This is a genomic window from Sphingomonas sp. (assembly GCF_004799495.1).
GTDB lineage: Bacteria > Pseudomonadota > Alphaproteobacteria > Sphingomonadales > Sphingomonadaceae > Sphingomonas.
Genome location: NZ_SSMY01000006.1, coordinates 335,073 through 361,327, shown reverse-complemented (window position 1 = coordinate 361,327; position 26,255 = coordinate 335,073). Strand labels below are relative to the sequence as shown.

29 protein-coding genes, 2 other RNA genes and 1 pseudogene are annotated in these 26,255 nt (G+C 67.0%); 25 read left to right on the top strand and 7 right to left on the bottom strand.

Annotated features, from left to right (window positions below; all coding sequences use genetic code 11):
* Nucleotides 1–139: 139 nt before the first annotated feature.
* The 3 genes from E7773_RS07665 to E7773_RS07655 are packed head-to-tail and all read left to right on the top strand — an operon-like array spanning nt 140 to nt 2,341.
* The gene (locus E7773_RS07665) at nt 140–1,147 is read left to right on the top strand and encodes a threonine/serine dehydratase (RefSeq protein ID WP_293989985.1); all 1,008 of its coding nucleotides are present in this window, start codon (nt 140–142) and stop codon (nt 1,145–1,147) included.
* Nucleotides 1,144–1,311: a hypothetical protein gene (locus E7773_RS07660; protein WP_293989983.1), complete on the top strand. Its 168-nt coding sequence runs from the start codon at nt 1,144–1,146 to the stop codon at nt 1,309–1,311. The genes E7773_RS07665 and E7773_RS07660 overlap by 4 nt, the downstream gene beginning before the upstream one ends.
* A gap of 37 nt (nt 1,312–1,348) precedes the next feature.
* Entirely contained in the window at nt 1,349–2,341 is a 993-nt protein-coding gene (locus E7773_RS07655; protein ID WP_293989981.1) for an ATP-dependent DNA ligase, read from the top strand.
* Nucleotides 2,342–2,351: 10 nt separating this feature from the next.
* On the opposite strand, the gene E7773_RS07650 is transcribed toward E7773_RS07655, so the two are convergent.
* Nucleotides 2,352–3,008: an alpha/beta hydrolase gene (locus E7773_RS07650; RefSeq protein ID WP_293989979.1), complete on the bottom strand. Its 657-nt coding sequence runs from the start codon at nt 3,006–3,008 to the stop codon at nt 2,352–2,354.
* A gap of 99 nt (nt 3,009–3,107) precedes the next feature.
* Here E7773_RS07650 and E7773_RS07645 point away from each other — a divergent pair, with 99 nt between their 5' ends.
* The 8 genes from E7773_RS07645 (at nt 3,108) to E7773_RS07610 (ending at nt 8,834) form a co-directional block, all read left to right on the top strand.
* Nucleotides 3,108–4,181: an aminotransferase class V-fold PLP-dependent enzyme gene (locus E7773_RS07645; protein ID WP_293989977.1), complete on the top strand. Its 1,074-nt coding sequence runs from the start codon at nt 3,108–3,110 to the stop codon at nt 4,179–4,181.
* The gene (locus tag E7773_RS07640; RefSeq protein WP_293990019.1) at nt 4,178–5,251 is read left to right on the top strand and encodes a cysteine desulfurase family protein; all 1,074 of its coding nucleotides are present in this window, start codon (nt 4,178–4,180) and stop codon (nt 5,249–5,251) included. The genes E7773_RS07645 and E7773_RS07640 overlap by 4 nt, the downstream gene beginning before the upstream one ends.
* Nucleotides 5,248–5,577, top strand: coding sequence for a 2Fe-2S iron-sulfur cluster-binding protein (locus tag E7773_RS07635; protein ID WP_293989976.1), 330 nt, complete (start codon nt 5,248–5,250; stop codon nt 5,575–5,577). Before E7773_RS07640 ends, E7773_RS07635 begins: the two co-directional genes overlap by 4 nt.
* A 104-nt stretch (nt 5,578–5,681) precedes the next feature.
* A complete protein-coding gene (locus tag E7773_RS07630; protein ID WP_293989975.1) occupies nt 5,682–5,930 on the top strand; it encodes a hypothetical protein in 249 nt (82 codons plus the stop codon).
* A gap of 364 nt (nt 5,931–6,294) precedes the next feature.
* Nucleotides 6,295–6,392, top strand: an RNA gene (gene ffs, locus E7773_RS07625) — signal recognition particle sRNA small type.
* Nucleotides 6,393–6,525: 133 nt separating this feature from the next.
* The gene (locus E7773_RS07620; protein ID WP_293989974.1) at nt 6,526–6,843 is read left to right on the top strand and encodes a hypothetical protein; all 318 of its coding nucleotides are present in this window, start codon (nt 6,526–6,528) and stop codon (nt 6,841–6,843) included.
* A gap of 42 nt (nt 6,844–6,885) precedes the next feature.
* Complete coding sequence (locus tag E7773_RS07615; protein WP_293989972.1) at nt 6,886–8,514, top strand: DNA polymerase III subunit gamma/tau; 1,629 nt, start codon at nt 6,886–6,888, stop codon at nt 8,512–8,514.
* Nucleotides 8,511–8,834 (top strand): YbaB/EbfC family nucleoid-associated protein, encoded by a 324-nt coding sequence (locus E7773_RS07610; protein WP_293989969.1) that lies wholly within the window; start codon nt 8,511–8,513, stop codon nt 8,832–8,834. The genes E7773_RS07615 and E7773_RS07610 overlap by 4 nt, the downstream gene beginning before the upstream one ends.
* Nucleotides 8,835–8,963: 129 nt before the next feature.
* Here the strand turns inward: E7773_RS07610 and mtgA are convergent, their stop codons facing one another.
* The 5 genes and pseudogenes from mtgA to E7773_RS07585 form a co-directional block, all read right to left on the bottom strand.
* Entirely contained in the window at nt 8,964–9,674 is a 711-nt protein-coding gene (gene mtgA, locus E7773_RS07605; RefSeq protein WP_293990018.1) for a monofunctional biosynthetic peptidoglycan transglycosylase, read from the bottom strand.
* Between the two features lie 99 nt (nt 9,675–9,773).
* Nucleotides 9,774–10,970, bottom strand: a pseudogene (locus E7773_RS07600) (NAD(P)/FAD-dependent oxidoreductase); the annotation flags it as partial.
* A 7-nt stretch (nt 10,971–10,977) separates the two neighbouring features.
* Complete coding sequence (locus E7773_RS07595; RefSeq protein ID WP_293989967.1) at nt 10,978–11,469, bottom strand: hypothetical protein; 492 nt, start codon at nt 11,467–11,469, stop codon at nt 10,978–10,980.
* Between the two features lie 42 nt (nt 11,470–11,511).
* Nucleotides 11,512–12,414 carry an RNA polymerase sigma factor RpoH gene (gene rpoH, locus E7773_RS07590; RefSeq protein WP_293989964.1) on the bottom strand — a complete coding sequence of 301 codons (903 nt, stop codon included), beginning with the start codon at nt 12,412–12,414 and terminating at the stop codon, nt 11,512–11,514.
* 68 nt (nt 12,415–12,482) lie between these two features.
* Nucleotides 12,483–13,433 (bottom strand): RluA family pseudouridine synthase, encoded by a 951-nt coding sequence (locus tag E7773_RS07585; RefSeq protein ID WP_293989962.1) that lies wholly within the window; start codon nt 13,431–13,433, stop codon nt 12,483–12,485.
* A 17-nt stretch (nt 13,434–13,450) separates the two neighbouring features.
* Between E7773_RS07585 and E7773_RS07580 the strand changes: the two genes are divergently transcribed.
* From E7773_RS07580 to E7773_RS07535, 10 genes are all read left to right on the top strand, one after another.
* The gene (locus E7773_RS07580; RefSeq protein ID WP_293989960.1) at nt 13,451–13,834 is read left to right on the top strand and encodes a M67 family metallopeptidase; all 384 of its coding nucleotides are present in this window, start codon (nt 13,451–13,453) and stop codon (nt 13,832–13,834) included.
* Between the two features lie 148 nt (nt 13,835–13,982).
* Entirely contained in the window at nt 13,983–14,639 is a 657-nt protein-coding gene (locus E7773_RS07575; protein WP_293989958.1) for a histidine phosphotransferase family protein, read from the top strand.
* A 58-nt stretch (nt 14,640–14,697) separates the two neighbouring features.
* Nucleotides 14,698–17,004 carry a chemotaxis protein CheW gene (locus E7773_RS07570; protein ID WP_293989956.1) on the top strand — a complete coding sequence of 769 codons (2,307 nt, stop codon included), beginning with the start codon at nt 14,698–14,700 and terminating at the stop codon, nt 17,002–17,004.
* A complete protein-coding gene (locus E7773_RS07565) occupies nt 17,001–17,444 on the top strand; it encodes a chemotaxis protein CheW (protein ID WP_293989954.1) in 444 nt (147 codons plus the stop codon). The genes E7773_RS07570 and E7773_RS07565 overlap by 4 nt, the downstream gene beginning before the upstream one ends.
* 62 nt (nt 17,445–17,506) lie before the next feature.
* The gene (locus tag E7773_RS07560) at nt 17,507–17,872 is read left to right on the top strand and encodes a response regulator (protein WP_293989952.1); all 366 of its coding nucleotides are present in this window, start codon (nt 17,507–17,509) and stop codon (nt 17,870–17,872) included.
* Nucleotides 17,873–17,888: 16 nt separating this feature from the next.
* On the top strand, nt 17,889–18,962 hold the full coding sequence (gene cheB / locus E7773_RS07555; protein WP_293989950.1) for a chemotaxis-specific protein-glutamate methyltransferase CheB: 1,074 nt from the start codon (nt 17,889–17,891) through the stop codon (nt 18,960–18,962).
* Nucleotides 18,956–19,774 (top strand): protein-glutamate O-methyltransferase CheR, encoded by an 819-nt coding sequence (locus tag E7773_RS07550; RefSeq protein WP_293989948.1) that lies wholly within the window; start codon nt 18,956–18,958, stop codon nt 19,772–19,774. The genes cheB and E7773_RS07550 overlap by 7 nt, the downstream gene beginning before the upstream one ends.
* A gap of 38 nt (nt 19,775–19,812) precedes the next feature.
* Nucleotides 19,813–20,502 carry an N-acetylmuramoyl-L-alanine amidase gene (locus tag E7773_RS07545; RefSeq protein ID WP_293989946.1) on the top strand — a complete coding sequence of 230 codons (690 nt, stop codon included), beginning with the start codon at nt 19,813–19,815 and terminating at the stop codon, nt 20,500–20,502.
* Nucleotides 20,503–20,513: 11 nt separating this feature from the next.
* An RNA gene (gene rnpB, locus E7773_RS07540) (RNase P RNA component class A) lies at nt 20,514–20,876 on the top strand.
* A gap of 127 nt (nt 20,877–21,003) precedes the next feature.
* Nucleotides 21,004–21,543, top strand: a complete 540-nt coding sequence (locus E7773_RS07535; RefSeq protein WP_293989944.1) for a J domain-containing protein — start codon at nt 21,004–21,006, stop codon at nt 21,541–21,543.
* A gap of 1 nt (nt 21,544) precedes the next feature.
* Here the strand turns inward: E7773_RS07535 and E7773_RS07530 are convergent, their stop codons facing one another.
* Nucleotides 21,545–22,696: a glycosyltransferase family 1 protein gene (locus tag E7773_RS07530; protein WP_293989942.1), complete on the bottom strand. Its 1,152-nt coding sequence runs from the start codon at nt 22,694–22,696 to the stop codon at nt 21,545–21,547.
* Nucleotides 22,697–22,764: 68 nt separating this feature from the next.
* Between E7773_RS07530 and E7773_RS07525 the strand changes: the two genes are divergently transcribed.
* From E7773_RS07525 to E7773_RS07510, 4 genes are all read left to right on the top strand, one after another.
* Nucleotides 22,765–23,472 (top strand): glutathione S-transferase N-terminal domain-containing protein, encoded by a 708-nt coding sequence (locus tag E7773_RS07525; RefSeq protein ID WP_293989940.1) that lies wholly within the window; start codon nt 22,765–22,767, stop codon nt 23,470–23,472.
* 60 nt (nt 23,473–23,532) lie between these two features.
* Nucleotides 23,533–24,129 (top strand): hemerythrin domain-containing protein, encoded by a 597-nt coding sequence (locus E7773_RS07520; RefSeq protein WP_293989938.1) that lies wholly within the window; start codon nt 23,533–23,535, stop codon nt 24,127–24,129.
* Between the two features lie 63 nt (nt 24,130–24,192).
* On the top strand, nt 24,193–25,563 hold the full coding sequence (gene radA, locus E7773_RS07515) for a DNA repair protein RadA (RefSeq protein ID WP_293989936.1): 1,371 nt from the start codon (nt 24,193–24,195) through the stop codon (nt 25,561–25,563).
* Nucleotides 25,564–25,574: 11 nt separating this feature from the next.
* The gene (locus E7773_RS07510) at nt 25,575–26,207 is read left to right on the top strand and encodes a CvpA family protein (protein ID WP_363130055.1); all 633 of its coding nucleotides are present in this window, start codon (nt 25,575–25,577) and stop codon (nt 26,205–26,207) included.
* Nucleotides 26,208–26,255: the final 48 nt, after the last annotated feature.

Genomic DNA, 26,255 nt, shown 5'->3' with positions numbered 1-26,255 from the left:
CAAGGGACCTCCAAGTGGCTTGCGCCGTCGTTCAACAAATGCTGCCTTGCGGTTGGAAGTCCCATGGGGCAGCGGGAAGCGGGCAGATAGGGTCCATGGACCCCCACGTAAAGCGGTTTTTTATGGACGGAGGCGGGACGTGACCATCGTGCGACAGCCGACACGGGCGGGGGTGCGGGACGCCGCGGCGAAGATCGCCGCGATCCTGCCGCCCACGCCGCTTTTCACACACGATTTCAACGGCATGACGGTGGCGTTCAAGGCCGAATCCTTGCAACCGATCGGCGCATTCAAGCTGCGCGGCGCATGGCACCGGCTGACCGCGCTTGATGACGATCAACGGCGAAAGGGCGTAGTCGCCTTTTCGTCGGGGAATCACGCGCAGGGGGTCGCCTGGGCAGCGAAGCGGCTGGGGATGCCCGCGACGATCGTGATGCCCGCCGATGCGCCCAAGGCAAAGCGCGACGGCACGCTCGCGCTGGGGGCGGAGGTGGTGCTGTACGACCGCGCGGCGGGTGAGGATCGGGTCGCGATTGCGTCTGCCTTGGCCGAGGCGCGCGGCGCGACGCTGGTGCCGAGCTTCGACGATCCGTGGATCATCGAAGGGCAGGGCAGCGTCGGGATCGAGGCGCGGCGCCAGATGGAGGCGATGGGGCTGGGCGAGCCGAGCCATGTCGTCGTGCCGTGCGGCGGCGGAGGGCTGGCGTCGGGGATCGCGCTGGGGCTCAGCGAGGCCAAGATCACAGTGGTCGAGCCCGAAGGCTGGGACGACATGCGCCGTAGTCTCGAGGCGAGCTGGATCGAGCCGGTCGGCCCCAACCCGCCGGCCACTGCTTGCGATGCACTCCAGACGCCGGAGGTGTCGCCGCTGACCTTTGAGGTGCTCGCGCGCCGCGATGCGACGGGCGTGGCGGTCAGCGAGGCCGAGGTGCGCGCGGCGCAACGCTGGGCAGCGAGCGTGCTGCATCTGGTGATCGAGCCGGGCGGCGCGGTCGCGCTGGCGGCGCTGTTGGCCGGTAAGGTCGCGGCGGAGGCGGGGATGCTGGTGGTCCTGTCGGGCGGCAACGTCGATGTGGATGCTTATGCGAAGGCCCTCGCGCCCGAGCCGGCGGAAGCGCCCGCCATACCGGCGCTCAGCGAGTCATGACCGGCCTCGAACAAGCCGCCCCCGCGATCGCGATGATCGCGGCGTTCGTGCTGGCGTTTTTCGGGGTGAGGCTAACGCTGCGACCGGATACGCGGACCAAGGGCGTGCTGATGGTGGTGATGGCGCTGGTCCTCGTAGGCAATGTTTGGCTCGGGACGCTATAGCGAGGAGACCGGCGGGCCCCTCGAGCGTTAGGGGGCCGTGGTCAAGCCGATCGACATTCCGTCTAATATCGAACCGATGGAGGCCCGTTCGGCGACCGACCTACCGGTCGGGCCGGAATGGCGCTACGAGCCGAAATGGGATGGCTTTCGCTGCATCGCCCGCATCGAAGCGAACTCGGTCGAGCTCTATTCCAAGTCCGGCAAGCGGCTGGACCGCTATTTTCCGGAGGTGGCCGCCAGCCTCGCGGCGACTCGCGCGGCCGATTGCATCCTCGACGGGGAATTGGTCGTCGAGGTCGCGGGCACATTGTCGTTTTCGGCGCTCCAGGCGCGGCTGCACCCCGCCGAAAGCCGCATCCGGCGACTGTCCGCCGAGACGCCGGCGCGATATATCCTGTTCGATTGCCTGAAGAATAAGGTGTCGCTGGTCGACGAAGCGTTCGCGATACGACGCACGGCGCTCGAAAGCCTGATCGCCGAATGGGAGCGCGACGATATTCGCCTGTCGCCGCAAACCTCGCGCATCGCCGACGCGCGGAAATGGCTGAGTCAGAGCGGCGGCGATACCGACGGCGTCGTCGCCAAGCGCCTGGACCTCACATACCTTCCCGGCGAGCGCGCGATGGTGAAGGTCAAGCGGCGGCGTACGGCCGATTGTGTCGTCGGCGGCTTCCGCTACGCGAGCGGCGACGACATCGTCGGATCGCTATTGCTCGGGCTATACGATAGCGCCGGCAGGCTGAACCATGTCGGCTATACCTCGTCATTGAGTGTGAACGACCGCCGCGCGCTGACACCGCAGCTGGAAGCGCTGATCGAAGCGCCGGGCTTCACCGGCAACGCGCCCGGCGGCCCGAGCCGGTGGTCGAACGACCGGTCGGCCGACTGGCGGCCGCTCAAGCCCGAGCTCGTCGCCGAAGTGCTGTTCGACCACGTCACCGGCGACCGGTTTCGCCACGGGACCAAGTTTCTGCGCTGGCGCCCCGACAAGGCGCCGCGCCAATGCCGCATGGATCAACTCGCGAGCTGAGGCGGGCGCGTCACCTGATCGGCGAATTCGGGTCGAGCCGCATATCCAGATACTTGTCCACGCTCCCCATCAACTCCGGCATCTCGTGCTCGAAGAAGTGGTTCGCCTTCGGGATCGTGTCGTGGTGGATCGTGATGTGGCGCTGGGTGCGCAATTTATCGACCAGCTTCTGGATCGCGACCGGGGTCGCGACTTCGTCATTCTCGCCGGCGATCAGGATGCCGCTCGCCGGGCACGGCGCGAGGAAGGTGAAGTCGTAGAGGTTGGCCGGCGGCGCGACCGAGATGAAGCCGCGGATTTCGGGGCGGCGCATCAGCAGCTGCATGCCGATCCACGCGCCGAAGCTGACCCCGGCGATCCAGGTGGTCGAGGCTTCGGGGTGGAAGCTCTGCACCCAATCGAGCGCCGACGCCGCGTCGCTCAGCTCGCCGATGCCGTTGTCGAACGTGCCCTGGCTCTTGCCGACGCCGCGGAAGTTGAAGCGCAGCGTCGCGAAACCGCGGCGCTGGAACGTCTTGTACAGTTCCATCACGATGCGGTTGTTCATCGTGCCCATCGCCTGCGGGTGCGGATGGAGGATCATCGCGACCGGCGCGCGCGGCTTGGGGCCGGGGGCGAAACGGCCTTCGAGACGGCCTTCGGGACCGGGAAAGATGACTTCGGGCATATTATCCTGACGAACGATTTGGCGCCGCCGGTGTGGCGGGAAAGGTTGCGCGCTATATAGGCAGGAAGCGTTTTTGCGCAATTCAAACGAATCGGACTCGTGAGCACTCGCATTTACTTGGATCATGCCGCGACCACGCCGCTGCTGCCCGCGGCGCGCGAGGCGATGGCGGAGGGGTTCGCGCGCTGGGCGAATCCGTCGTCACCACATGCCGAGGGGCGCGCGGCGAAGGCGGCGCTGGAGGCGGCGCGCGGAGAGGTCGCGGCGGCCTATGGCTGGGTCGGGGAGATGCTGTTCACGAGCGGGGCGAGCGAATCGCTCAGCATCGCGCTGACGCGGAGTGCGGTCGAGCGGCGGCTGGCGAGCGCGGTCGAGCACGATGCAGTGCTGCGCGCGGCGTATGACATCGCGTTGGTGGAGGTCGGTGCGGACGGAATCGTCGATACCGGGGCGCTCGATGTGGCGATGTTGGGCGAGGGCCGGGCGGTCGTCGCAGTCCAATGGTGCAACAGCGAGACCGGCATCCGCCAGCCGATCGCCGCGCTCGCCGAGCAAATCCATGCCGCGGGTCATTTGCTGCTCGTCGACGCCGCACAGATGCCCGCGGGGACCGACCGCGACGTCGCGCGGCACGCGGATTTCGTCGCTTTGTCGGCGCACAAGCGTGGCGGGCCGATCGGGGTCGGGGCGCTCTTGGTGCGCGATCTCGCGACGCTCGACCCGACCGGGGGGCAGGAGCGGGGGTATCGCCCGGGGACGGAGAACGTGCCCGCGATCCTCGGCTACGCCGCCGCGCTAGCCGAACGGGAGGATGTCCTGCGCTACGCCGAACTGCGCCGCTATCTCGACGACGCCTTGACGCCACTCGGCGGCGAACCGGTGCGGGCCGCGGCGTTGCGACATCCGGCGATCGGGTCATACCGCATGCCCGGGGTGAACTCGACGACGCAATTGATCCGCTTCGATATGGCCGGGATCGCGGTGTCGGCGGGCAGCGCGTGCGCCAGCGGGAGCATGAAGCCGAGCCATGTCCTGACAGCGATGGGCTGGGGCATGACGGCGTCGCAGGAAGTCGTGCGCGTCAGTTTCGGGCGATCGACCACGCAGGCCGATCTCGACGCGTTCATCGCGGTGTGGCGCGAGATCGCGGCGGGCCGGGCGCAGGCGGCGTGACCTATCTCGATTACCAGGCGACCGCCCCCCTCGCGCCCGAGGCGTTCGAGGCGATGCTGCCGTGGCTCAGGGACCAGCACGCCAACCCGCATTCGGCGCACCGCGAGGGCCGCGCGGCAAGGGCGGCGGTCGAGGTGGCGCGCGAGCAGGTTGCCGCGTTGCTACCCGCTGGCGGACGTGTCGCGTTCACCGGCGGCGCAACCGAGGCGCTCAACTGGGCGATCAAGGGTGTGGGCGGACCAGTCGTGACGCTCGCGACCGAGCATGCCGCGGTGCTCGACACCGTCGCTGCGGTGGGCGACGCCACGACCCTGCCGGTCGGGCGCGACGGACTGATAGACCTCGATGCGGCCCGAACGGCGATCCGGCTCGGGGTTAAGCTGGTCGCGGCGATGCTGGTCAACAACGAGATCGGCGTTATCCAGCCCGTCGCCGAACTCGCCGCGCTGGCGCACGCAGCGGGCGCGCTGTTCCTGTGCGACGCGGTGCAGGGCTATGGCCGCGTGCCGATCCCTGAAGCCTGCGACCTGATCGCGCTTTCCGCCCACAAGATTTACGGGCCCAAAGGGATCGGTGCGTTGTGGATCCGCGATGGCGTCGACCTCGCGCCGCTGCTGCACGGGGGCGATCAGGAAGGCGGCCGGTCGGGGACGCTCTCGCCGGCCTTGTGCGCGGGGTTCGGCGTGGCCGCCGACTTGATGGCCAGCCAGCGCGACGCGGGCGCCGCGCACGTCGAACGGCTGTGGCGCGTGGCCATCGAGCTTTTGCCGGACTGGACGATCAACGGATCGACCGATCACCGCTATCACGGCAACCTCAACGTCCGTCGCGACGGCCTGGACGTCGCGCGGTTGATGTCGGACCTGCGCGACATCGCTTTTTCGGCCGGTTCGGCCTGCGCCAGCGGATCGGGGCGGCCGAGCCATGCCCTACGGGCGATCGGGCTGAGCGATGCCGAAGCGAAATCGAGCATCCGGATCGGCTTCGGGCGCTACACGACCGAAGCCGAGTTGGCCGACGCGCTCACCCGGATCGACGCCGCGGCGCGTGCGCAACGGATCGCGGCGTGACTCGCGTCACCTTCATCGAACGCGACGGGACGCGGCGCGAGGTCCAATCGCGGCCCGGCGACCGCTTGCTCGACGTGGCGCAGAATGCCGGTGAGCCGCTCGAGGGGACCTGCGAGGGCCAAATGGCGTGTTCGACCTGCCACGTGATCGTCGATCCCGCCGACTTCGACCGGTTGCCGCGCGCGGTCGAGGAGGAGGAGGACATGCTCGACCTGGCCGCCGGCGCGACGCGCTACAGCCGGCTGTCGTGCCAGATCTGGCTCGACGCGATCGACGCCATCACGGTGCGGATCCCGCCCGAATCGCGGAACATGCGCGGTCGTTGACCGACGATTACGGCCGATCCCGCCGGACATTTCGTTCACGGAACGAGCCCGACGTTTGTCCGTTTGGACGGCATCGGGGGGATTCAGGTAAGAGGAGAAATCGCATGAAGATGATCTTTATCGGTGCGGCGCTCGCGGCCGGTGCGGCAATGCTGCCGGCCGTGGCGGACGCGCAGACCAGGACAACCGTGCACACGCGCACGACGACGACGACAACGCCGGTGACGACGACGCGCGTCGTGATCAAGCGCGCGGCACCGCGCCGCGGCTGGCACATGAAGCGAGTCTGCACCGTGCGGTGGCATCATGGCAGGAAGGTCCGGACCTGCCGCAACACGCGCGTACGGTGGTAACCGCACGCTGTTGACTGCCGCCCGGCTCCCAGCCGTGGGGTCGGGCGGTAACTCCCTCCCTGTGACAAATCGTTACAATTATTGCGTTCGAGCAACGACTCCCGCGTGGTAGCTCTCCACGGTCGCCGGAGGGCGAAAAAACACTGGGAGAGATACCGATGAAAATCCTGGCAATCCTTGCCGCGGGAGCGTTTGTTGCTTCCGCCGTCACGTCGACTGCCGCCAGCGCGAAGGGCTGGCACCGTCACGGGCGCGAGGTGTGTCATTGGACGGGACACGGCAAGTGGCGCCACCGCGAGTGCCACTGGGCCCGCTGACCCGCCGTCAGCCGCTTGAAAACACTGCCCGACTCCGCCATATGCGCGGCGGGAGTCGGGCGGACGTGGTCGTCGCCAACCTGGTCAGGGCCGGAAGGCAGCAGCCACAACGATTTCGCCACGGGTCGTTCCGGCTCCCACCGCGAGCGTCGCAGCGCGACGTGAGCGCGGACGGCGGGCTGGAAGCCCGTCCGACGCGGCTTTGCCGCGGCGCTCCCGCTCTTGATCACCCACTTATTCAAGCGCACACTCCCGCGCATAACAGCAGGAGTAACGTGATGCGTTTGACAGCTGTCCTGATCGGCGTCCTCGCGCTCGCCGGTTTCGCCGCAACCCCGTCCGCCGCCGAAATGACGCTCGCCCGGCCTACCGTTACCGTCACGTCGGGCACCGCCGCGCCGACCACGCAACAATACCGCCATTACCGCTACGCCTACCGCCCGGGCTACCGCACGGCGTGGCCAAGCCGCTATTACCGTCCGTCGTACCGCTACACCTGGCGCCGCTCCTATTACCGCCCGCGCTACGCCTACGGTTACCGCCACGATTTTCGCTGGCGGGGCCGGGGTTACCGCTGGCATCGTCGCTGGCGTTAACAGGCTTCGACATCGCGGGCTGCCGTGCCTAGATAGGAGTCGATGTCCGACGACTCCTTCCTCGACCTCGGCGAGCCGCCGCAGCCCGACAACACCGCGTATCGCGTCCTCGCGCGCAAATACCGACCGCAGAATTTCGACCAGCTCATCGGCCAAGACGCGATGGTCCAGACGCTGGCCAACGCGATTCGGCGTGGGCGGCTGGCGCATGCGTTCCTGCTCACCGGGGTGCGCGGGGTGGGTAAGACCAGCACGGCGCGGCTGATCGCCAAGGCGCTCAATTGCATCGGCCCGGACGGGCAGGGCGGGCCGACGATCGACCCGTGCGGAGTGTGCGAGCCGTGTGTCTCGATCGCCGAGGGGCGTAACATCGACGTGATCGAGATGGACGCGGCGTCGCACACCGGCGTCGACGACATGCGCGCGGTGATCGACGCGGCGCGGCTGGCGGCGTTCGGCGCGCGGTTCAAGATCTACATCATCGACGAAGTTCATATGCTGTCGAAGAACGCGTTCAATGCGCTTCTGAAGACATTGGAAGAACCACCTGAACATGTGAAGTTTCTGCTCGCGACGACCGAAGTGCAGAAGGTGCCGGTGACGGTGCTGTCGCGGTGCCAGCGGTTCGACCTGCGGCGCATCCCGGCGGACAAGCTCGCGGCGCATTTCGCGCATGTTTCCGAACTCGAAGGTGCCGAGGCCGAGCCCGAGGCGCTGGCGCTGATCGCGCGCGCGGCGGACGGGTCCGCGCGCGATGGGCTGTCGATCCTCGACCAGGCGATCGCGCATGCCGGGATGGAGGGCGGTGGTGTGACCGCGCCGGCGGTGCGCACGATGCTGGGCTTGAGCGACCGCGCCGCGATCCGCGACCTGTTCGGATTGTTGTTGGCGAGCGATGCGCCCGGAGCGCTTGGCGCTTTGCGCACGCAATACGATCTCGGAGTCGATCCGCAATCGGTGCTGCGCGGGTTGCTCGAAACGGTGCATGCGACAACGCTCGCCAAGCTCGGCGGCGACGCGGACCCAGCGCAATCGGCCGAAGAACGCGAAGCCTATCAGGGCTGGGCGCGCGGGCTGTCGTTCCCGGCGCTCCACCGGCTATGGCAATTGCTGCTCAAGGGGCATGACGAGGTCGGGCGCGCGGCACTGCCGATCGAGGCGGGCGAAATGGCGCTGCTCCGTGTCGTCCATGCTTCCAGTCTGCCCGATCCCGGCGAACTGGTGCGGCAGATCGCGACCGGGGCGGCGCCCACTATCGCCGCGCCAACCGTCGGTGCCTCGGCGCCTGCCGCCGCGCCGGTTCAGGCACTGCCGGCTACCTTCGCCGACATGGTCGCGCTCATCCAGCGCAACGGGGGCGGTTCGCTCCTGTCGCACCTCAACGCCAATGCGCGGCCGGTGCGCTACGCGCCGCCCGAACTGACGCTCAGCACCCAGCGGCCGTTACCCGCCGATTTGCCGGCGCAACTGGCCGCGCGGTTGCAGGAACTGACCGGCGTCAAATGGAAGATCGCGACCGAGGATGCGGAGGGCGAGGCGACGCTATCGGAGCGGAGGAAGGCTGCGGAAGAGGCGGAACGCGCCGACATCCTCGAAACCCCGATCGTCAAAGCCGCGTTTGAAGCGTTCCCAGATGCGGTACTCGAAAACTGGAGCAAGGAAGCATCGTGAACAATCTCGAAGACATCATGGCGATGGCGCAAAACGTCCAGGCGGAGCTCGCCAAGGCGCAGGACGGGCTCGACCAGATCGAGGTCGAGGGCGCGTCGGGCGGTGGGCTCGTCAAGGTGAAGGCGTCGGCGAAGGGCCGGATCATCGGCATCGCGATCGACGATTCGCTGGTGCAGGTGTCCGAAAAGCAGATGCTCGAGGATTTGATCGTCGCCGCGTTCAACGACGCGCGGGCGAAGGCCGATGCGGCTTCGGGCGAGGCGATGGCGAAGATGACGCAGGGTTTGCCCTTACCGCCGGGGTTCAAATTGCCCTTCTAACCCTCTCCCATCGGGAGAGGGTCGAGCCGCGAAGCGGCGAGGGGTGAGGGCAGAGTCGAAACGGCATCGATCTGCCCTCACCCTTCCGGCGCTACGCGCCTCCCTCCTTCTCCCAAATGGAGAGGGACTTTATCTCAGGCATTTATCCAGCCCGTCGCGCTGCACGATGTCAACATAGCGTGCGATGACATTTCCGTGCCGCCGCACGAACCCGGTCGGATCGACCGCGTCGCGCTTCTTGGGCAGCGGCAACACCGCCGCGAGCCGCCCGGCTTCGGTCGCGGTCATCCGCGACGCGTCGTGCCCGAAATAGCGGATCGACCCGGCATTGGCGCCGTACGTGCCGATCCCGGTCTCCGCGACGTTGAGGTAGACCTCCATGATCCGGCGCTTGCCCCACAGATGCTCGATCAGGAAGGTGAAATACGCCTCGAACGCCTTACGCAAGTATCCGCCGCCTTGGATCAGGAAGACGTTCTTCGCGGTCTGCTGGCTGATCGTGGAGCCGCCGCGGATGCGCCCGCCCTTCTGGTTGCGGTTGTACGCTTGCTCGATCGCGCGGAAGTCGAAGCCGTTGTGGAGGCAGAAACGCCCGTCCTCACCCGCGATCGCGGCGCGCGCCATGCGCGGCTCCATCTCGTCGAGCGACATCCATTTCTTGACGATGCCGTTGCCCGACACGCCGTCGGCAAGCATCGTGAAGGTCACCGGAGGGTTGATGAAGCGGTAGAGCCCGACCCACATGATGCTGAGCACGACGAAGCCGAGCGCGCCTTTCCACACCCAGCCGAAGATACGGCGCGGCCACGAACGGCGGGGCTTGGCGGGCTTGGCGGGCATCGGGTCGGTCGGTGGCTCGTCGGTTGCGGAGGCAGGGACCGCGGCGAGCGGCATGCTCGCCACTACGCGCGGACGGCGCCCAGCGGCAAGCACCTCTTCGGCGGCGGCGATCCCGGTTTCGTAGGCACCATGCGCGGTGGAGAAGTCGCTCACGTGGCATGCCTCGCCGGCGAAGAACAAGCGGTCGTCGTGCGGTTCCGCCAGAACGGCGCGCTGCCCGGCCTGGCCGATCCTGGCGTGCGAATAGCTGCCGCGGATGAACTTCTCCGCTCGCCAACGCGTCCGCGCGAGCGGCTGCAGCCGCAAGCGCCATTCATTGCCGAGCAATCCGGCCAGCTCGCCGATCGCGAAGTGGGCGGCGGCGCGATCGTCCTGCCGCTCGAGCGCTTCGGCGCAGTCGCCCCCGAAGAACGCCTCGATCACCGGGCGGCCAAGCCAACCGACCTGATAGCTCGCGGTGTTCGCCGAGTGCGGATTGCCGATCAAATGCGCGTTGTGCGGGTAATCGCCGTCCGTGATGCCTAGGAAAATCTTGTCGGCTAGCCCGAGCGGGAGCGCGGCGGCGGCCGCGCGCTTGCCGTCGAGCGGCGGGTCGAAGCGCAGGTCGCCATCGGCCAGGATCGGCGTCGGCACCGCGACGATCACGCGGTCGGCCTCAATTACGCCGCCGGGGACGGTCAGGCGGATCACGGTGCCGCGATGGTCGATCAGCGACACCGGCGTGTCGAGTTTGACCGGCAGCCGCTTGGCATGCGCGGCAATCAGCGTGCCGTACCCTTCCTGCAACCGCCAATTGTCGTCGCCCGCGGCATCCTCGTACGCCGCCCAGTCGTGGAGCGACACGTCGCCGAGACTGGCGCCGTTGGCATAACCCGAAATCGCGTCGATCAGCGGCCGCCACGGTGAGTCCGCGGGAATGAAGTCGCTCAGCGGCCGGTCGGGGCCGTGGACAAACCCCTCGGCGCGATCGTGCCATTGGCCATAAGCCGCCTCGAACGCGGCGCGCTCGTCCTGAGAGAAGCCGAGATCGTGCCATTGTTCACGCCACCCGGCTGGGGTGCGGTCGATCTGAAACCCTTCGGCGAGCGCGATCCTTGTCCACGGATTGCGATTGGCGGAGTGCAGCCAGGCACAGCCCAGGTCGAGCACTTCGCCCCGCACGCCGACGCTGTGCGCCCGCCCGCCCAATCGCCCGCTCGCCTCGACCAGCAGCACGTCGGCGCGCGCCTCGTGCAGCCGCCTTGCCGCCGCGATCCCGGCCGCACCGCCGCCGATGACGACGACATCGTGCTTCATGCCCGAATTAGCGCGTGTCGGGATCGCGGATCGCGAGGAACGCGAGCACCGCCGCGACCCCGAGCGCGATCAGCGCGACCCAATAACCGATCTGCCAATCGACCCGGATCAGCGATGCACCAACCTGATCCATGTTCGTATCGCGTCCGCTCTTCGCCGCCGCGTCGGCAAGATGCTGGGCGGTATATTGATTGGCGCCCGCCCAAATCAGCGCCAGCGCACCGAGCGAGGTCGCAACCACCGCAACGGCCATCCGTTTTCGCATCAGCGACAGGAGCAGACCAACGACGATCAGCGCGACCGCGGCGGCGAGATAGTAATTGAGGTGCGCCGCATGCGGCTTGTCGGTCGCGGCCGCGACGACCGGGCGAATCCGGCCGATCACCAATTCCCAGCCGTTCGCTTCCGCTACCTTGGTGTTAGAGCAGGACACGGTCATCCACGGCAGCAGGAATGCGAGCAGCGCCACCGCTTTGGGTATCTTGACGAAACGCCACATGGCCGGTCCCCGACTTGTTGAGGACCGACGCTAGCGCGGGGCTTATGCCGCGAGCAACCGTTTCTCACCGGCCAGCCGCATCATCACCTTCTGCAGCTTCTCGAACGCACGGACCTCGATCTGGCGGACGCGCTCGCGGCTGACGCCATAGACCTGCGACAACTCCTCGAGCGTTTTGGGGTCGTCGGTCAGGCGGCGCTCGGTCAGGATGTGGCGCTCGCGCTCGTTCAGATCGTCCATCGCCTCGGTCAGCAGGGTGTGGCGGACGTCCGCTTCCTGCGTCTCGGCGACGACCTGATCCTGCAGCGGAGCGTCGTCCTGCAGCCAATCTTGCCACTGACCCTCGCCATCCTCGCGCATCGAGACGTTGAGCGAGGTGTCGCCGCCCATCGCCATGCGGCGGTTCATGCTGGTCACCTCGTCCTCGGTCACGCCGAGGTCGGTGGCGATTTTCTTGAGGTTCTCCGCCGACAGGTCACCATCCTCGAACGCGTCTAGCTTCGACTTCATCCGGCGCAGGTTGAAGAACAATTTCTTCTGCGCGGCGGTGGTGCCCATCTTCACCAGGCTCCACGAGCGCAGGATGAATTCCTGGATCGACGCGCGGATCCACCACATCGCATAGGTCGAGAGGCGGAAACCCCGATCGGCCTCGAACTTCTTCACGCCCTGCATCAGGCCGATATTGCCCTCCGAAATCAGCTCGGACACGGGCAAGCCATAGCCGCGATAGCCCATCGCGATCTTGGCGACGAGGCGCAGGTGGCTGGTGACCAGCTGATGCGCGGCCTCGGTGTCGCCATGCTCCTCGAAGCGCTTGGCGAGCATATATTCCTGCTCGGGGGTGAGGACGGGGAATTTCTTGATCTCGGCCAGATAGCGGTTGAGGCTCGCCTCGCCGCCGAGAGCAGGAATCGTCGCCGGGACGTTGCTGCGGTTTGCCATGATCTTCACTCCCTTTCCCACAGCTACAACGTCCCAGAAGAGGCGACGTTGCCGCGCTGCAACATAAATCAATGAATCAGTATATCGAACAGTTCCTGCATATCGGCAGGCATTTCGCTTTCGAACGACAAAGCTTCTCTTGTGATGGGGTGGATGAACCCGAGTACGGCCGCGTGCAACGCCTGGCGGCGGAAATTCAGGGTTTCCAAATCCTTCCGATGAGCCTGTTTTGTTCTACCATAAACCGGGTCGCCCAGCAAGGGGTGACCGATCGACGCCATGTGCACGCGCACCTGATGCGTGCGGCCGGTTTCGAGGCGGCACTCGGCCAGGGCGGCGTCGCGAAGGTTGCGAAGTTGCCGCCAATGCGTGACGGCGCGCTTGCCATGCGGCTGGATCGCGATCTTCTTGCGGTTCTGCGGACTGCGCGCGAGCGGGGCGTCGACGGTGCCCGAAGTTTTCGAAAGTCGCCCAGAGACGATGGCTTTGTAACGTCGGTCGATCGAATGGCCGGCGAACTGTTTTGCGAGGCCGACGTGCGCGCGGTCGGTCTTGGCCGCGACCATCAGGCCCGAGGTATCCTTGTCGATGCGGTGCACGATCCCGGGTCGCGCGACCCCGCCGATGCCCGACAGGCTCCCGCCGCAATGGTGGAGCAGCGCGTTGACCAATGTCCCGTCGAGATTCCCCGCCGCCGGGTGGACAACCAGCCCCGCCGGCTTGTCGATCACGATCAGATGCTCGTCCTCGAACGTGACGACGAGCGGAATGTCCTGCGCTTCGTTATGCGCAGGTTTCGGATCGGGCACGGCGACCGACAACACGTCGCCCGCCACCGCCTTCTTCGCGGGATCGCGTAGCAGCGCCCCGGTACTGTCGCTCACGGCGCCCGACGAGATCAGCGCCTTCAGTCGCTCGCGCGACAAGGCCGGCACGGCGTCGGCGAGCGCACGGTCGAGCCGCCAGCCGTTCGCGGCGGCGGAAACCTGCGCTTCGATGATGGAAACCCCCGAACCCATTCGTGTAGGAAATGGGGATGCGGTTGGAGATTTCAAGGGAAGCGCTGGAGGCCATTCGGGCGGAAGCAGACGCGTCGCCGGAGGTCGAAGTCTGCGGCCTCTTGCTCGGTGACGGGCTGCGCGTGGAAGAGGTGCGGGCGTGCCGCAACGTCGCCGACGACCCGGCGACAGCGTTCGAGATCGATCCGCAGGCGTTGATCGCAGCGTACAAAGCGGCACGCAGTGGCGGGCGGGCCATCATCGGGCACTACCATTCGCATCCGTCCGGCCGCGCGGAGCCATCGGTGCGCGATAAGGCGAGTGCGTTGGGAGACGGCGCAGTCTGGATCATCGTCGGTCGTGACAGTGCCCGTGCTTGGCAATCGAATGCGGCCGGCCAATTCGATTCGGTTTCACTATAGCGCTTCCCCGGCAAGGCCGGGATTCGGTTATGACCGGCGTGATGCTGGACCCCGGCCTCCGCCGGGGGGAGGCAAGTTCATGGAACGGCTTGCGCCGCAAACTTCCCGTCGCCACAACGCTCGCAACAAAACGAAAGCCCCGCCTGCAATGACCATCACTCCGGTCGATTTCGCCAGTCTGCTCTGCTCGCGGCTGTGCCACGACCTGCTCAGCCCCGTCGGGGCGCTCAACAACGGGCTCGAACTGCTCGCCGACGAACATGATCCGGAGATGCGGCAGCGGTGCCTCGACCTGCTCAACGAAAGCGCAAAGGCCTCCGCCAACAAGCTCAAATTCTTCCGCCTCGCGTTCGGCGCGGCGGGCGGGTTCGGCGAGACGGTCGATACGCGCGAGGCGCGTGCGGCGATTGAGGGGCTGTTCAGCGAGGGCGGGAAGGTCGCGATCGGCTGGATGGTCGACGAGGGCGCGCTGCCCAAGCCGGCGATCAAGGTGCTGCTCAACCTCGCGTTGATCGCGGGCGATGCGCTGGTGCGCGGCGGGCAGCTCGATATCGGCGCCGAAGCGGATGGCGACAAGGTCGAGATCGTGGTGCGTGCCGAAGGGCCGCGGCTGGTGCTCGACCAGGAACTGCGCACGACCTTACGCGGCGAATTGGGCGAAGAGGCGGTGACGCCGCGCGGCGCGGCGGCCTATCTGGTCCATTCACTCGTCGCGGCCGGAAACGGCAGCGTCCAGATATCCGACCCGGACTCGCCTATCCTGCTGTTCGGCGTGACAATTCACGCGGGAACGGCTGGCGGGTAAAGCCCTCCTTAACCAGTCTGCCTCCATGGTCCGCGGAAGCGCTTAGCCCCGGGGACCCATGGACGACCTGCTCCAGGAATTCATTGCCGAAACGCGCGAGACGCTCGAGGCGCTCTCGGGCGAGATTATCGCGTGGGAATTGCAGCCCGACGACCGCGCGCGGCTCGATGCGATTTTCCGCTTCGTCCACACCGTCAAGGGGAGCTGCGGCTTCCTCGACCTGCCGCGTCTGGCGCGACTGAGCCACGCCGCCGAGGATGTGCTCGCGGCGGTTCGCGCCGGTGACCGCAAACCCGACGCGTCGCTGGTCAGCGCCGTGCTCGCGATCGTCGACCGTATCGGCGAGATCGTCGAGGCGATCGATGCCGGCGTTGCATTGCCCGACAACGGCGAGGATCTGCTGATCGCCGCGCTCGATGCGGGTGCCGAGGCCGCTGCCCCGGTCGCGCAACAGGCGCCGACCAACCAGCGCGTGGCGCAGCGCAGCGTCAGGCTCTCGACCGAATTGCTCGACCGGATGATGAGCGGCATGTCGGACATGGTGCTGGCGCGCAACGAACTCGCCCGCCGGATGCGTGATCATCAGGGCGATCCCGGGATCGAGGCAGCGCTCGACCGGCTGTCGCTGACCGTCGCCGAAATGCGCGACACCGTAACGCGGACGCGCATGCAAAAGGTCGATGCGTTGTTCTCCGCGCTTCCCCGCATGGTCCGCGACACCGCCGCCGAAGTCGGCAAGTCGGTGCAACTGGTGATCGAGGGCGCCGATGTCGAGCTCGACCGCGAGATGATCGAGATGATGCGCGACCCGTTGGTCCATATCATCCGCAATTCGATCGACCATGGCGTAGAGACCGCCGAAGAACGCCGCGCCGCGGGCAAGCGCGAGGTGGGCCGGCTGGTCGTCTCGGCGCGCCAGTCGGGCAACCAGATCATCATCGAAATCGCCGACGACGGGCGCGGGATCGACACCGACCGGCTGGTCCAAAAACTGACGGCGTCGGGGCAGTCGCGCGGGCGCGACCTGTCGGCGCTGAGCGAACGCGCCAAGCTCGACCTGATTTTCGAACCCGGCCTTTCCACCAAGGACGAAGTCACCGCGATCTCCGGCCGCGGCGTCGGCATGGACGTGGTGCGCGCCAACATCGAACAGATCGGCGGTCGGATCGAGCTGGTCAATGCACTGGGTCGCGGCCTGCGCATCCTGATCCACGTGCCGCTGACGCTATCGATCATTCCGGCGATCGTCATCGGTATCGCCGGACAGCGTTTCGCCGTCACGCGTCAGGCCATTGAGGAGATCGTTCATATCGGCGGTGACGCGATCCGCGTCGACCTGCTGGGCGATACGGCCACCGCAACGGTGCGCGACCGCCGTATGCCGCTGGTCGATCTCGGCGCTCTGCTGGGCCTGTGTCCGGCCGCTTCCGGCGCGGTGGACATGCTGGCGATCATCAGCGCGAGCGGCGGCAGTTTCGCGGTCGCGGTCGATTCGGTGCTCGATCACGAAGAACTTGTCATCAAGCCCGCCGCGCCCGCGGTGATGGCGACCGGTATCTACGCCGGCCAGACGCTGCCCGACAGCGGGTCGCCGATGCTGCTGCTCGATTGCGCGGGAATCGCGGCCGAGGCCGGGATCAACTTCACCCGCGACGCCGTGGTCCAGGACGACGAGTCCGAAGAAGCGGCCGCGCCGACGGTCGATGCCCTGTTGTTCGAGGATCTCGACGGACGCCGCCGCGCGGTGCCGCTGGCGATCATCGACCGGGTCGAAACCGTGCCGGCCGACGCCGCGCGCTTCACCGGCGGGCGGATGCGATTGCTGGTCGACGGGCGGATCATCCCGCTCGCGGCGCTGGGCGAGACCGCCGGGCGTCCCGAGCTGGCGGTGCTGCGGATCGCGGACGGCGACGCCGAGGTGGCCTATGCCATCGCCGAACCGGTCGATATCGTCGCGGTCCCGACCGAGATCACGCCTTCGGCCCAGGCCGGACCGATCCTGGGCGTCGTCACGATCGCCGACGAGCAGATCGAGCTGATCGACCCGCAATGGCTGCTCGGCCCCGACACCGGCGAGACGGTCCAACCCGGCGCGCCCTTGTGCCTGATCGACGGCGAAGCGGATAACTGGATCGCGACTTTCCTCAAGCCCGTGCTCGAGGCCGCCGGCTATCGCGTTGCGACGAAGGCGGAAGACAGCGAGCAGGCGGCCGTGATCCTGAGCACCGACGCCGGCGCGAGCCGCGACGGCCGCACGCTTCTCCTCAGCAACGACCGCCGCGACATCGGCGCGCTCGACCGCGTCTATCGCTACGACCGCGCCGGGTTGCTCGCGGCAGTCGCGAAGCGCGTGGAGGCGGCATGACCGAGCAGCTTTTCCTGATCGCGCACATCGCGGGCCGGGGCGTCGCGATCGATTCGGCGCAGGTCGAATCGGTGGTGGATATCGGCCACGTCACCCCGACCCCGCGTGTCGCGCGCCACATCCGCGGGCTCGCCGCGCTGCGCAGCCGCGTGGTAACGGTGATCGACACGCACGCGGCGCTCGGCATGCCGCCGCTCGGTATCGCCGGATCGCGCGCGGTCATCACGGTGATCGACGGGCATCATTATGCGGTGCTGGTCGATTCGCTGGAGGACGTCGCACCCTTCGCGGCATCGCCGTTGCCCTCGGGAATCGCGCTCGACGGGGGCTGGCGAGCGGCGGGTTGCGGCCAGATCGAGCGCGACGGCGAGCCGATTCTGGCGATCGACCTCACCGCGCTGATCCACGGGCCAACGAACGAAGCCGTGACGGTCAATTAACTCGCTGATCATCGTTTGCCCCTAAATAATGGGCGAAGGCCAAGTAACGGGGTTTTTCGGTCATGAAGACGTGTCTGGTTGTCGATGATTCCAAGGTGATCCGGAAGGTCGCCCGCCACATCCTGGAAACGCTCGATTTCGAAGTGAGCGAGGCTGCCGATGGCAAGGAAGCGCTCGACAGCTGCATGGCCGCGGTGCCCGACGTGATCTTGCTCGACTGGAACATGCCGGTGATGAGCGGGATGGATTTCCTCCGCGCGCTGCGCGAAACCGCGCTCGTCAGCCGTCCCAAGGTGGTGTTCTGCACGACCGAGAACGGCATGGCGTATATCCGCGCCGCGATCGAAGCGGGCGCCGACGAATATGTGATGAAGCCGTTCGATCGCGAGACGCTGGAAAGTAAGCTCCAAATCGTCGGCATGGCTTGATCCGGCGTTTGCCGAAATGGCCGCTGCGGTCCCTGACTATGAAGAGTGCGACGCCCCGCCGTCGGTCCTGATCGTCGACGATTCGGTCGTCGCGCGGGCCGTGATGGCGCGCGCGATCGACGGTGCAGGGCGGTTCATCGTCGCCGGCGCGGTGTCGGATGCGCACGCCGCGCAAGCGTTCCTGGCGAAGCATCGCGTCGACGTGATCGTGCTCGATATCGAGATGCCGGGGATCGACGGGCTGACCGCGCTCCCCGACCTGATCGCCGCGAGCCGGGGCGCGCGTGTGCTGATCGTGTCCTCGGCCTGCGCCGATGGCGCCGCGACGACGATCCAGGCACTCGCGCTCGGCGCCGCTGATACCCTGGTCAAGCCCGAGGTAGGCGCGTTCGCGGGGCGGTTTGCGGGTCTGCTCAACGAAAAGATCGATCGGCTCGTCCAGGTCGATGAGGTCGTCGCGCCGCGCACCCCCGCCGCCGCGACCGTGCCGGGCGACGATTTCGATATCGTCGCAATTGGTGCCTCGACCGGCGGGATCCATGCCCTCAGCTCATTACTGCGCTCGCTACCGGCGGAGTTCCGGCTGCCGGTCCTGATCACGCAGCACCTGCCCGAATCGTTCATGCCGTATTTCGCAGCACAAGTGGCGGTGCTCGCGGGGCGTCCGTGCGAAGTCGCCGAGGATCACGCGCGCATTCGGCCCGGCCGCATCCTGATCGCCCCGGGGCGCGCGCACCTGCGTTGCGTCTCGATGGGTGACGGCGCAGCGGTGCGGCTGTCGACCGCGTCGTCGGCAAGCGGCTGTCTGCCGTCGGTCGATCCGATGCTTGAATCGGTCGCGGAAACGTTCGGCGATCGCGCGCTCGGCGTGGTGTTGAGTGGGATGGGGCGCGACGGCGTGATCGGCGCTGCCGCGCTCGCTGAGGCGGGCGGTAGTCTCGTCGTCCAGGACCGCGCCTCGTCGGTGGTCTGGGGCATGCCCGGGGCGGTGGTGACCGCGGGCATCGCCGATGCGATCCTGCCGCCCGACGAAATCGGCCAGTTGATCGCGCGGCGGCGGCGGCCGGATCGCGGGCGAGCGTCATGCTGAACCCGCGCCCGGCCGGCCCGATCGCCGAATTCGCCGCTTTGCTGGAGGCGCGCACCGGCCAGCAGATCGACGCCAATCGCCGCTGGCGGATCGAAACCGCGCTCAAGCCTTCGATGCGCGATACCGGCCACGATTCGCTCGACAGCATGGCAGCCGCGATCCGCGCCGACCGCAACGGCGCGCTGGCGAACCGCGTCGTCGACGAACTGCTCAATCAGGAAAGCTCGTTCTTCCGCGACTCGCCGGTGTTCGACATGATCGGTGAGGTGATCGCCGACGTGCCGACGACGCGGCGCCCGCGGATCTGGTCGGCGGGCTGCTCGACCGGGCAGGAACCGCTCAGTCTCGCCATGCTGTTCGCGGAGAAGATCGACGAGCAGATGCCCGAAATCGTCGCGACCGACGTGTCGGCCTCGGCGCTGGATCGCGCGAAGGCAGGCCGGTTCACGCAGTTCGAGATCCAGCGCGGGCTGCCGATCCGCCGCATGATGCAATGGTTCGACAGCGTCGACGGCGACTGGATCGCGAACCCCGGCTTGACCCGGATGGTCTCGTTCCGCCGCATGAACCTGGTCGCCGACCCGCTGCCGATCGGGCGGTTCGACGTGATCCTGTGCCGCAACGTCCTGCTCTATTTCTCGCTCGACCTGCGCCGCAAGGTGCTCGAGCGGCTGGCGCAGGTGCTGCGCCCCGACGGCGTGCTGGTGCTGGGCGCGGGGGAGACGGTGATCGGCCAGACCGAAGCATTCAAGCCAAGCCAGCGCTATCGCGGGCTGTACGAGCCCACGTGGTCCGCTGCCGCGGCGGCATAGGTTTACTTTCGGCCCGCTTGGCCGCAATTCTCAGCGTCGTGAGCATTGTCGAGACCCCGTCGCCCAATTTCAACGAGCGGCAGCTGCCGGTGACGATGATCGTGCTCCACTACACCGGCATGGAGAGCGCCGAGGCGGCGATCTCGCGACTGACCGACGCGTCCGCCGAAGTCTCCGCGCATTATCTGATCGACGAGGACGGCACGGTTCACCGCCTGGTGGCCGAGGACAAGCGCGCGTGGCACGCCGGGGCGTCGCACTGGCGCGGTATTACCGACGTCAATTCGGCGTCGGTCGGGATCGAACTGGTCAATCCGGGGCACGAATTCGGCTATCGCGACTTCACCGATGCCCAGATCGACGCGTTGTGCCCGCTGCTCGACGACATCAAGCAGCGTTACGGCATCACCCGCGGCAACATCGTCGGCCATTCGGACATCGCGCCGACGCGCAAGCAGGACCCGGGCGAGCGTTTTCCCTGGGGAACGCTCGCCAGGCTGCGCCTCGCCATGCCGCGCCCGACCAAGAATTTGATCGACCCGCTGTGGAGCGACGCCGGCTTCCTGCTCGCGCTCGAACGCTTCGGGTATGAGGTGACCGACAAGCTCGCCGCGGTCGTCGCGTTTCAGCGCCGCTTCCGTCCCGAACTGATCGACGGCGAAATCGACGGCGAGTGCAGGAGTTTGCTGTTGGCGTTGCTGCTTCCCAAACCGCAGGGCGACGCGTAAGGCGCTAACCGCCAGAGGGTCGGGCGGCCGCGGCCCCGTGCTTGTCACGGGGGCGAGGAAAGTCCGGGCTCCGCGGAACGACGGTGGCGGGTAACGCCCGCCGGGGGTGACCCCAGGGAAAGTGCCACAGAGAGCAGGTCGCCGGGTTCGCCCGGTAAGAGTGAAAGGGTGCGGTAAGAGCGCACCGCGGGGCTGGTAACAGTCGCGGCATGGCAAACCCCACCGGGAGCAAGACCGAATAGGGGCGGCGCATGGGCTTCGTTTCAGCTCGTCGCCCGGGTTGGTTGCTTGAGCCCGTCAGCAATGGCGGGCCTAGAGGAATGGTCGCCACTCCTTCGGGAGTACAGAACCCGGCTTATGTACCCTCTGGCATCATCTTCCGTCACCCCAGCGAAAGCTGGGGTCTCAGGCAGTTAAGCAGACTGCGCGAGATCCCAGCTTTCGCTGGGATGACGGTTGAGGGTGTGGCGTTTCGCACCATCCGCCCCTAAGTGCCCCCACATGGCGCGCGCGACCCGATCCGATAACTGGGGCTTCCCCCGTTGGGGCAGCTATGGCGCGTCGCGCGAAGCGACGACCGTCCGGCTGTGCGATCGCCACGGCTGTACCGAAAAGGGCGATTGCCCCGCGCCGAAATCGCCCAACAGCCCCGAGCGCTGGTATTTTTGCCAGGAGCATGCCGGCGAATACAACCGCGGCTGGAATTACTTCGAGGGGCTCACCGCCGAGGAAGCCGCCGAGCGGGAAGCCGACGAGACGCGTACCGCCAACGGTTATACGCAATCGAAGCACAACGCCTGGGCCGGTCCCGGCGACGGCAGCCGATCACGCGACGAGATGCGCGCGCTCGACCTGTTCGAGCTCGAGCCCGATGCGACCTTCGACCAGGTCCGCGTCGCGTGGCGCAAGATGGCGAAGGAAAACCATCCCGACCGGCGTCCCGGCGACGCCGAGGCCGCGAAACGCTTTCAGGCGATCCAGGCGGCGTACGACGTGCTGCGCGTCGCCGAGGAAGAGCGGACGTGGAAGCCGCCCGCCTGAGCTAGCGGGCCAACCGCGCCAACATTGCCAGATACGCGTCGATCACCGCTTCGTTGACCGGATCCCATTCGTAGACCTTCGCCGCCTCGTGCCCGGCGCGTCCGGCCGAGAGCCGCAGCGCATCGTCCTGCGCCAGCCGACCGATCGCATCGGCATAAGCATCAACGTCGCGCGGCGGCACGAGGAACCCCGTGACGCCGTCCTGCACCAGGTCGACCGCGCCGGTCGCGCGCGCCGCGACGACGGGAACGCCCGCCGCCATCGCCTCCGCGGTGACGTTGCCGAACGATTCGGTGACGCTGGGGTTGAAGAACACGTCCATGCTCGCGACCGCGCGGCCGAGCGCGTCGCCCGACTGGAACCCGGTGAAGACCGCTTCGGGCACGCGCTCCGCGAACCAGCCGCGCGCGGGCCCTTCGCCGATTACCATGACGCGATGGCGGACCCCGCGTTGCTTGAGCGCGGCGATCACCTCGGCAAAGATATCCAGACCCTTTTCGAGCACCAGCCGGCCGAGGAAACCGATCGCGACCTCGTCGTCGGCGATACCGAGCGAGCGGCGCCATTCGAGGCTGCGCGCCTCCGGGTTGAAGCGGTGATGATCGACCCCGCGCGACCAGATGCCGATCGGCACGGTGACGCCCCAACTGCGCAACAACTCGCCCGACGACGGTGCCGGCACGACGACCTGGTCGGCGCGGTTGTAGAACCGGGTCAACGCGCGGATCATCCACGGCACGACGAAGCCGATATGATAATATTGCGGGTAGGTCTCGAAACGCGTGTGCATCGAGCTGAACTTCGGGATGCCGTTCTTTTCGGCCCAGGTCAGCGCACGGTGGCCGAGAATATCGGGTGCCGAAACGTGGACGATATTGGGCTTGAATGCCTCCAGGTCGCGCCGCGCCGCCTTGGTCAGCCCGATCCCCAGCCGGAACTCGTCGCGCCCGCCCGGCATCGGCAGCGAGGGCACGCTCACCAGGTCGCCGGTCGGCGGGAACGCCGGCGTATCGGTCGTCGGCGAATAGACGCGCACCGTCACCCCGCGCGCGAGCAGATGCCCGACGAGCTTGTTCAGAGCCTGGTTCGCGCCGTCGCGGACATAATTGTAGTTGCCCGAGAACAGCGCGACGCGAAGATCGCTAGGTTCCATGGAGCCGCCCATAGCGGGATGAAGCGGGCTTGCCTATCTACACCGCGAGACAAGATGCGGAGACCACGATGGCGGACCTTTCGGACTTCCCGATCACACACAAATGGCCTGCGGAAAATCCTGATATCATTCAGCTTTATGGATTGCCGACACCCAATGGTGTGAAGGTGTCGATCATGCTGGAGGAAACCGGGTTGCCGTACGAGCCGCACTTGGTCGATTTCGAAAAGAACGACCAGAAGTCGCCCGAATTCCTCAGCCTCAACCCCAACGGCAAGATTCCCGCGATCGTCGATCCGAACGGGCCGGACGGAAAGCCGATCGGGCTGTTCGAAAGCGGCGCGATCCTGCTCTACCTCGCCGACAAGACGGGCAAGTTTGTCCCGAGCGATCCCGCTGCGCGGTGGGAAACGATCGCCTGGCTGATGTGGCAGATGGGCGGGCTCGGCCCGATGTTCGGGCAGCTCGGCTTCTTCCACAAGTTCGCCGGCAAGGAGTTCGAGGATAAGCGCCCGCGCGACCGCTACGTCGAGGAAAGCAAGCGGCTGCTCGGCGTGCTCGACGCGCGGTTGACGGGGCGCACGTGGATCATGCGCGACGAATATACGATCGCCGACATTTCCATGCTGGGCTGGGTGCGGAACCTGATCGGGTTTTACGAGGCGCGGGAGATCGTGGGGTTCGACGCGTTTGGAAACGTCGCGGCATGGCTCGAACGCGGGCTGGCACGGCCGGCGGTTCAGCGCGGGCTGAAGATACCGGCGCGTCCCCTCTAATTGATGAAACTCTCCTGCCTGTCGTTGGTTGATCGAAGGCAACCAGCAGGAGTTTTCGATATGGCCGCCGCCGAGCAGAAGGAACGCTCCTCATCTAAGGCTGGGAAGGTTCCCTCGGCCTCGCTCGGTATGATCGCCGGGGTAGGTGCGGCCGGGGCGGCGCTCGGTGTGCTGGCAATGATCGGGCGTAAGTTCGCGGTCCAGGCGCCGACCTATTTCGCTGGCGACTGGGACGACGCGCTTGCCGCCGAGCACAAGGCGACCTTGCTGGTGTTCGACGCGATCCAGGCGACGCCGGACAGCGCCAAGGTCAAGCGGTCGATGCTGCTCGCCAACCTCAAGCACATGCTCGCCAAGCACGCGCTCGAAGAAGAAAATGCGATCTATCCGGCGCTGCGCGACGCCGGGATGGTGGCAGAGGCAGACGAGCTCAATTCGGAGCACGGTTACGTCAAGCAATATCTTTACGAGCTCGACAACATGCCGAATGATACGCCCAAATTCCTCGAGACGATGGCGAAATTCCGGGCCGATATTGAGCATCACATGCGCGAGGAAGAGGACGGCCTGTTCCCCCGGCTCAAGGCGCAACTGGACGAAGAGAGGAATCGCACGCTGACGCGTGCGATGAACAAGGAAGGCTTCAAGATCGCCTGATCGCGATCGCTCGTCCGCAAGACATCTGTTCCCCTATCGTTCTTTTTGGGGTAGGCGGTCGTCATGGCCAAACCCCAAAAACGCTACGTCTGCCAATCATGTGGCTCGGTCGCGAGCCGCTGGCAGGGGCAATGCGTCGATTGCAGCGAGTGGAACACGCTGGTCGAGGAAGTCGGCGGCAACGTCACGCCGTTCCAGGCCAAGCATAACCTGCAGTCCGGCGGGCGCGCGATCGCGTTGATCGGGCTCGATGCCGAGGTCACCTTGCCCGAGCGGATGGCGACGGGGATCGCCGAGCTCGACCGCGCGATGGGAGGCGGGTTCGTCGAGGCCTCCGCGACGCTGATCGGCGGCGATCCGGGGATCGGGAAGTCGACCTTGCTGTTGCAGGCCGCAGCCGAACTCGCGCGGCGCGGACAGCGTGTCGTGTACGTGTCGGGCGAGGAAGCCGCCGACCAGGTGCGGCTGCGCGCGCGGCGGTTGGGGCTCGGCGATGCGCCGGTCGAGCTCGCCGCCGCGACGTCGACGCGCGACATCCTGACGACGCTGGGGCAGGGGCCGCCGCCGGCGATGCTGGTGATCGATTCGATCCAGACGATGCATTCGGACCTGATCGAGGGTGCGCCGGGGACGGTGAGCCAGGTGCGCGCCTCCGCGCAGGAACTGATCCGCTTCGCCAAGGAGCGCGGCAGTGCGCTGGTGCTGGTCGGGCATGTCACCAAGGACGGCAGCATCGCGGGGCCGCGCGTGCTCGAGCATATGGTCGACACCGTTCTGAGTTTCGAGGGCGAGCGCAGCCACCAATATCGCATCCTGCGCGCGATCAAAAACCGCTTCGGCGGGACGGACGAGATCGGCGTGTTCTCGATGGAGACAGGCGGGCTGAGCGAGGTCGCCAACCCCTCGGCGCTGTTCCTGACGCATCGCGAGGAGGGGATGACGGGGTCTACCGTGTTCCCTGCGCTCGAGGGCACGCGGCCGGTGCTGGTCGAGGTGCAGGCTTTGGTCGTGCGGCTGGCGTCCGGCGCGACACCGCGGCGCGCGGTGGTCGGCTGGGACAGCGGGCGGCTGGCGATGATCCTCGCGGTGCTGGAGGCGCGGTGCGGGCTGAGTTTCTCGACCTGCGAAGTCTATCTCAATATCGCCGGCGGGTACCGGGTGCAGGATCCGGCGGCGGATCTGGCGGTCGCGGCGGCGCTGATCTCCGCGCTCAGCGAGCGGCCCGTGCCCGCCGATGCAGTGGCGTTCGGCGAGATCGCGCTGTCGGGCGAGGTGCGCCCCGTCGCGCACGCCGCGCTGCGCATGAAGGAAGCCGCCAAGCTTGGGTTCGAGCGCGCGATGGGGCCGGCGGCGACCAAGGGCGATCGCGCGATGAAGGTCAGTGGATTCAAGACGCTCGGCGCCCTCGTTGACCATATGCTGGGGCGCGGCTAGCCCTTCGCCTCATGGGTTTGCATACGCTCGATATCCTCGTCCTGCTCGGCGTCGGCGCGACCGCCGCGTTTGGCTGGATGCGCGGGTTCGTGTGCGAAGTATTGTCGCTGTTCGCCTGGGTGCTCGTCGTGTTCGCGCTCAAGCTGGTGCACGCGCCGGTGACGCAGGCGCTTAGCGGCATCATCGCGACGCCGACGGGCGCCGCGGTGCTGGCGTTCGCGCTGATTGCCGGCGCGGCATGGTTCGCGGGGCGGATGCTCGCGCAATCGATCGGTAAGCGCACCCGGACCTCGATCCTCGGCCCGCTCGACCGTGCGATGGGGTTCGGGTTCGGCGCGCTCAAGGGGCTGATCCTGGCAAGCCTCGCTTTTCTGTTGCTCGTGCTCGTCACCGATACCGCGGCGGGCGGACCGAAGCAGCGGCCGCTCTGGCTGACCAAGGCGCGCACCTACCCGCTGCTCAACGCGACGAGCGCGTATGTTGCCGACGTGATCGGCAAGCGGCGGAGCGGGCAGGCGATGTTCGGGAGTTCCGACAATTCCAACGACGCGGTGGAAAACGATAGCGCGCCCGAACCCAAGTCGACTCCCACGTCCGCAAACGTGAAGAGACCGGTCAAGCCAAAGCCCCACGTTTCCCGTTGATCGTGACCAATAACGGGGGTGCATGATGCGGCGCCGTCGCCTACATCC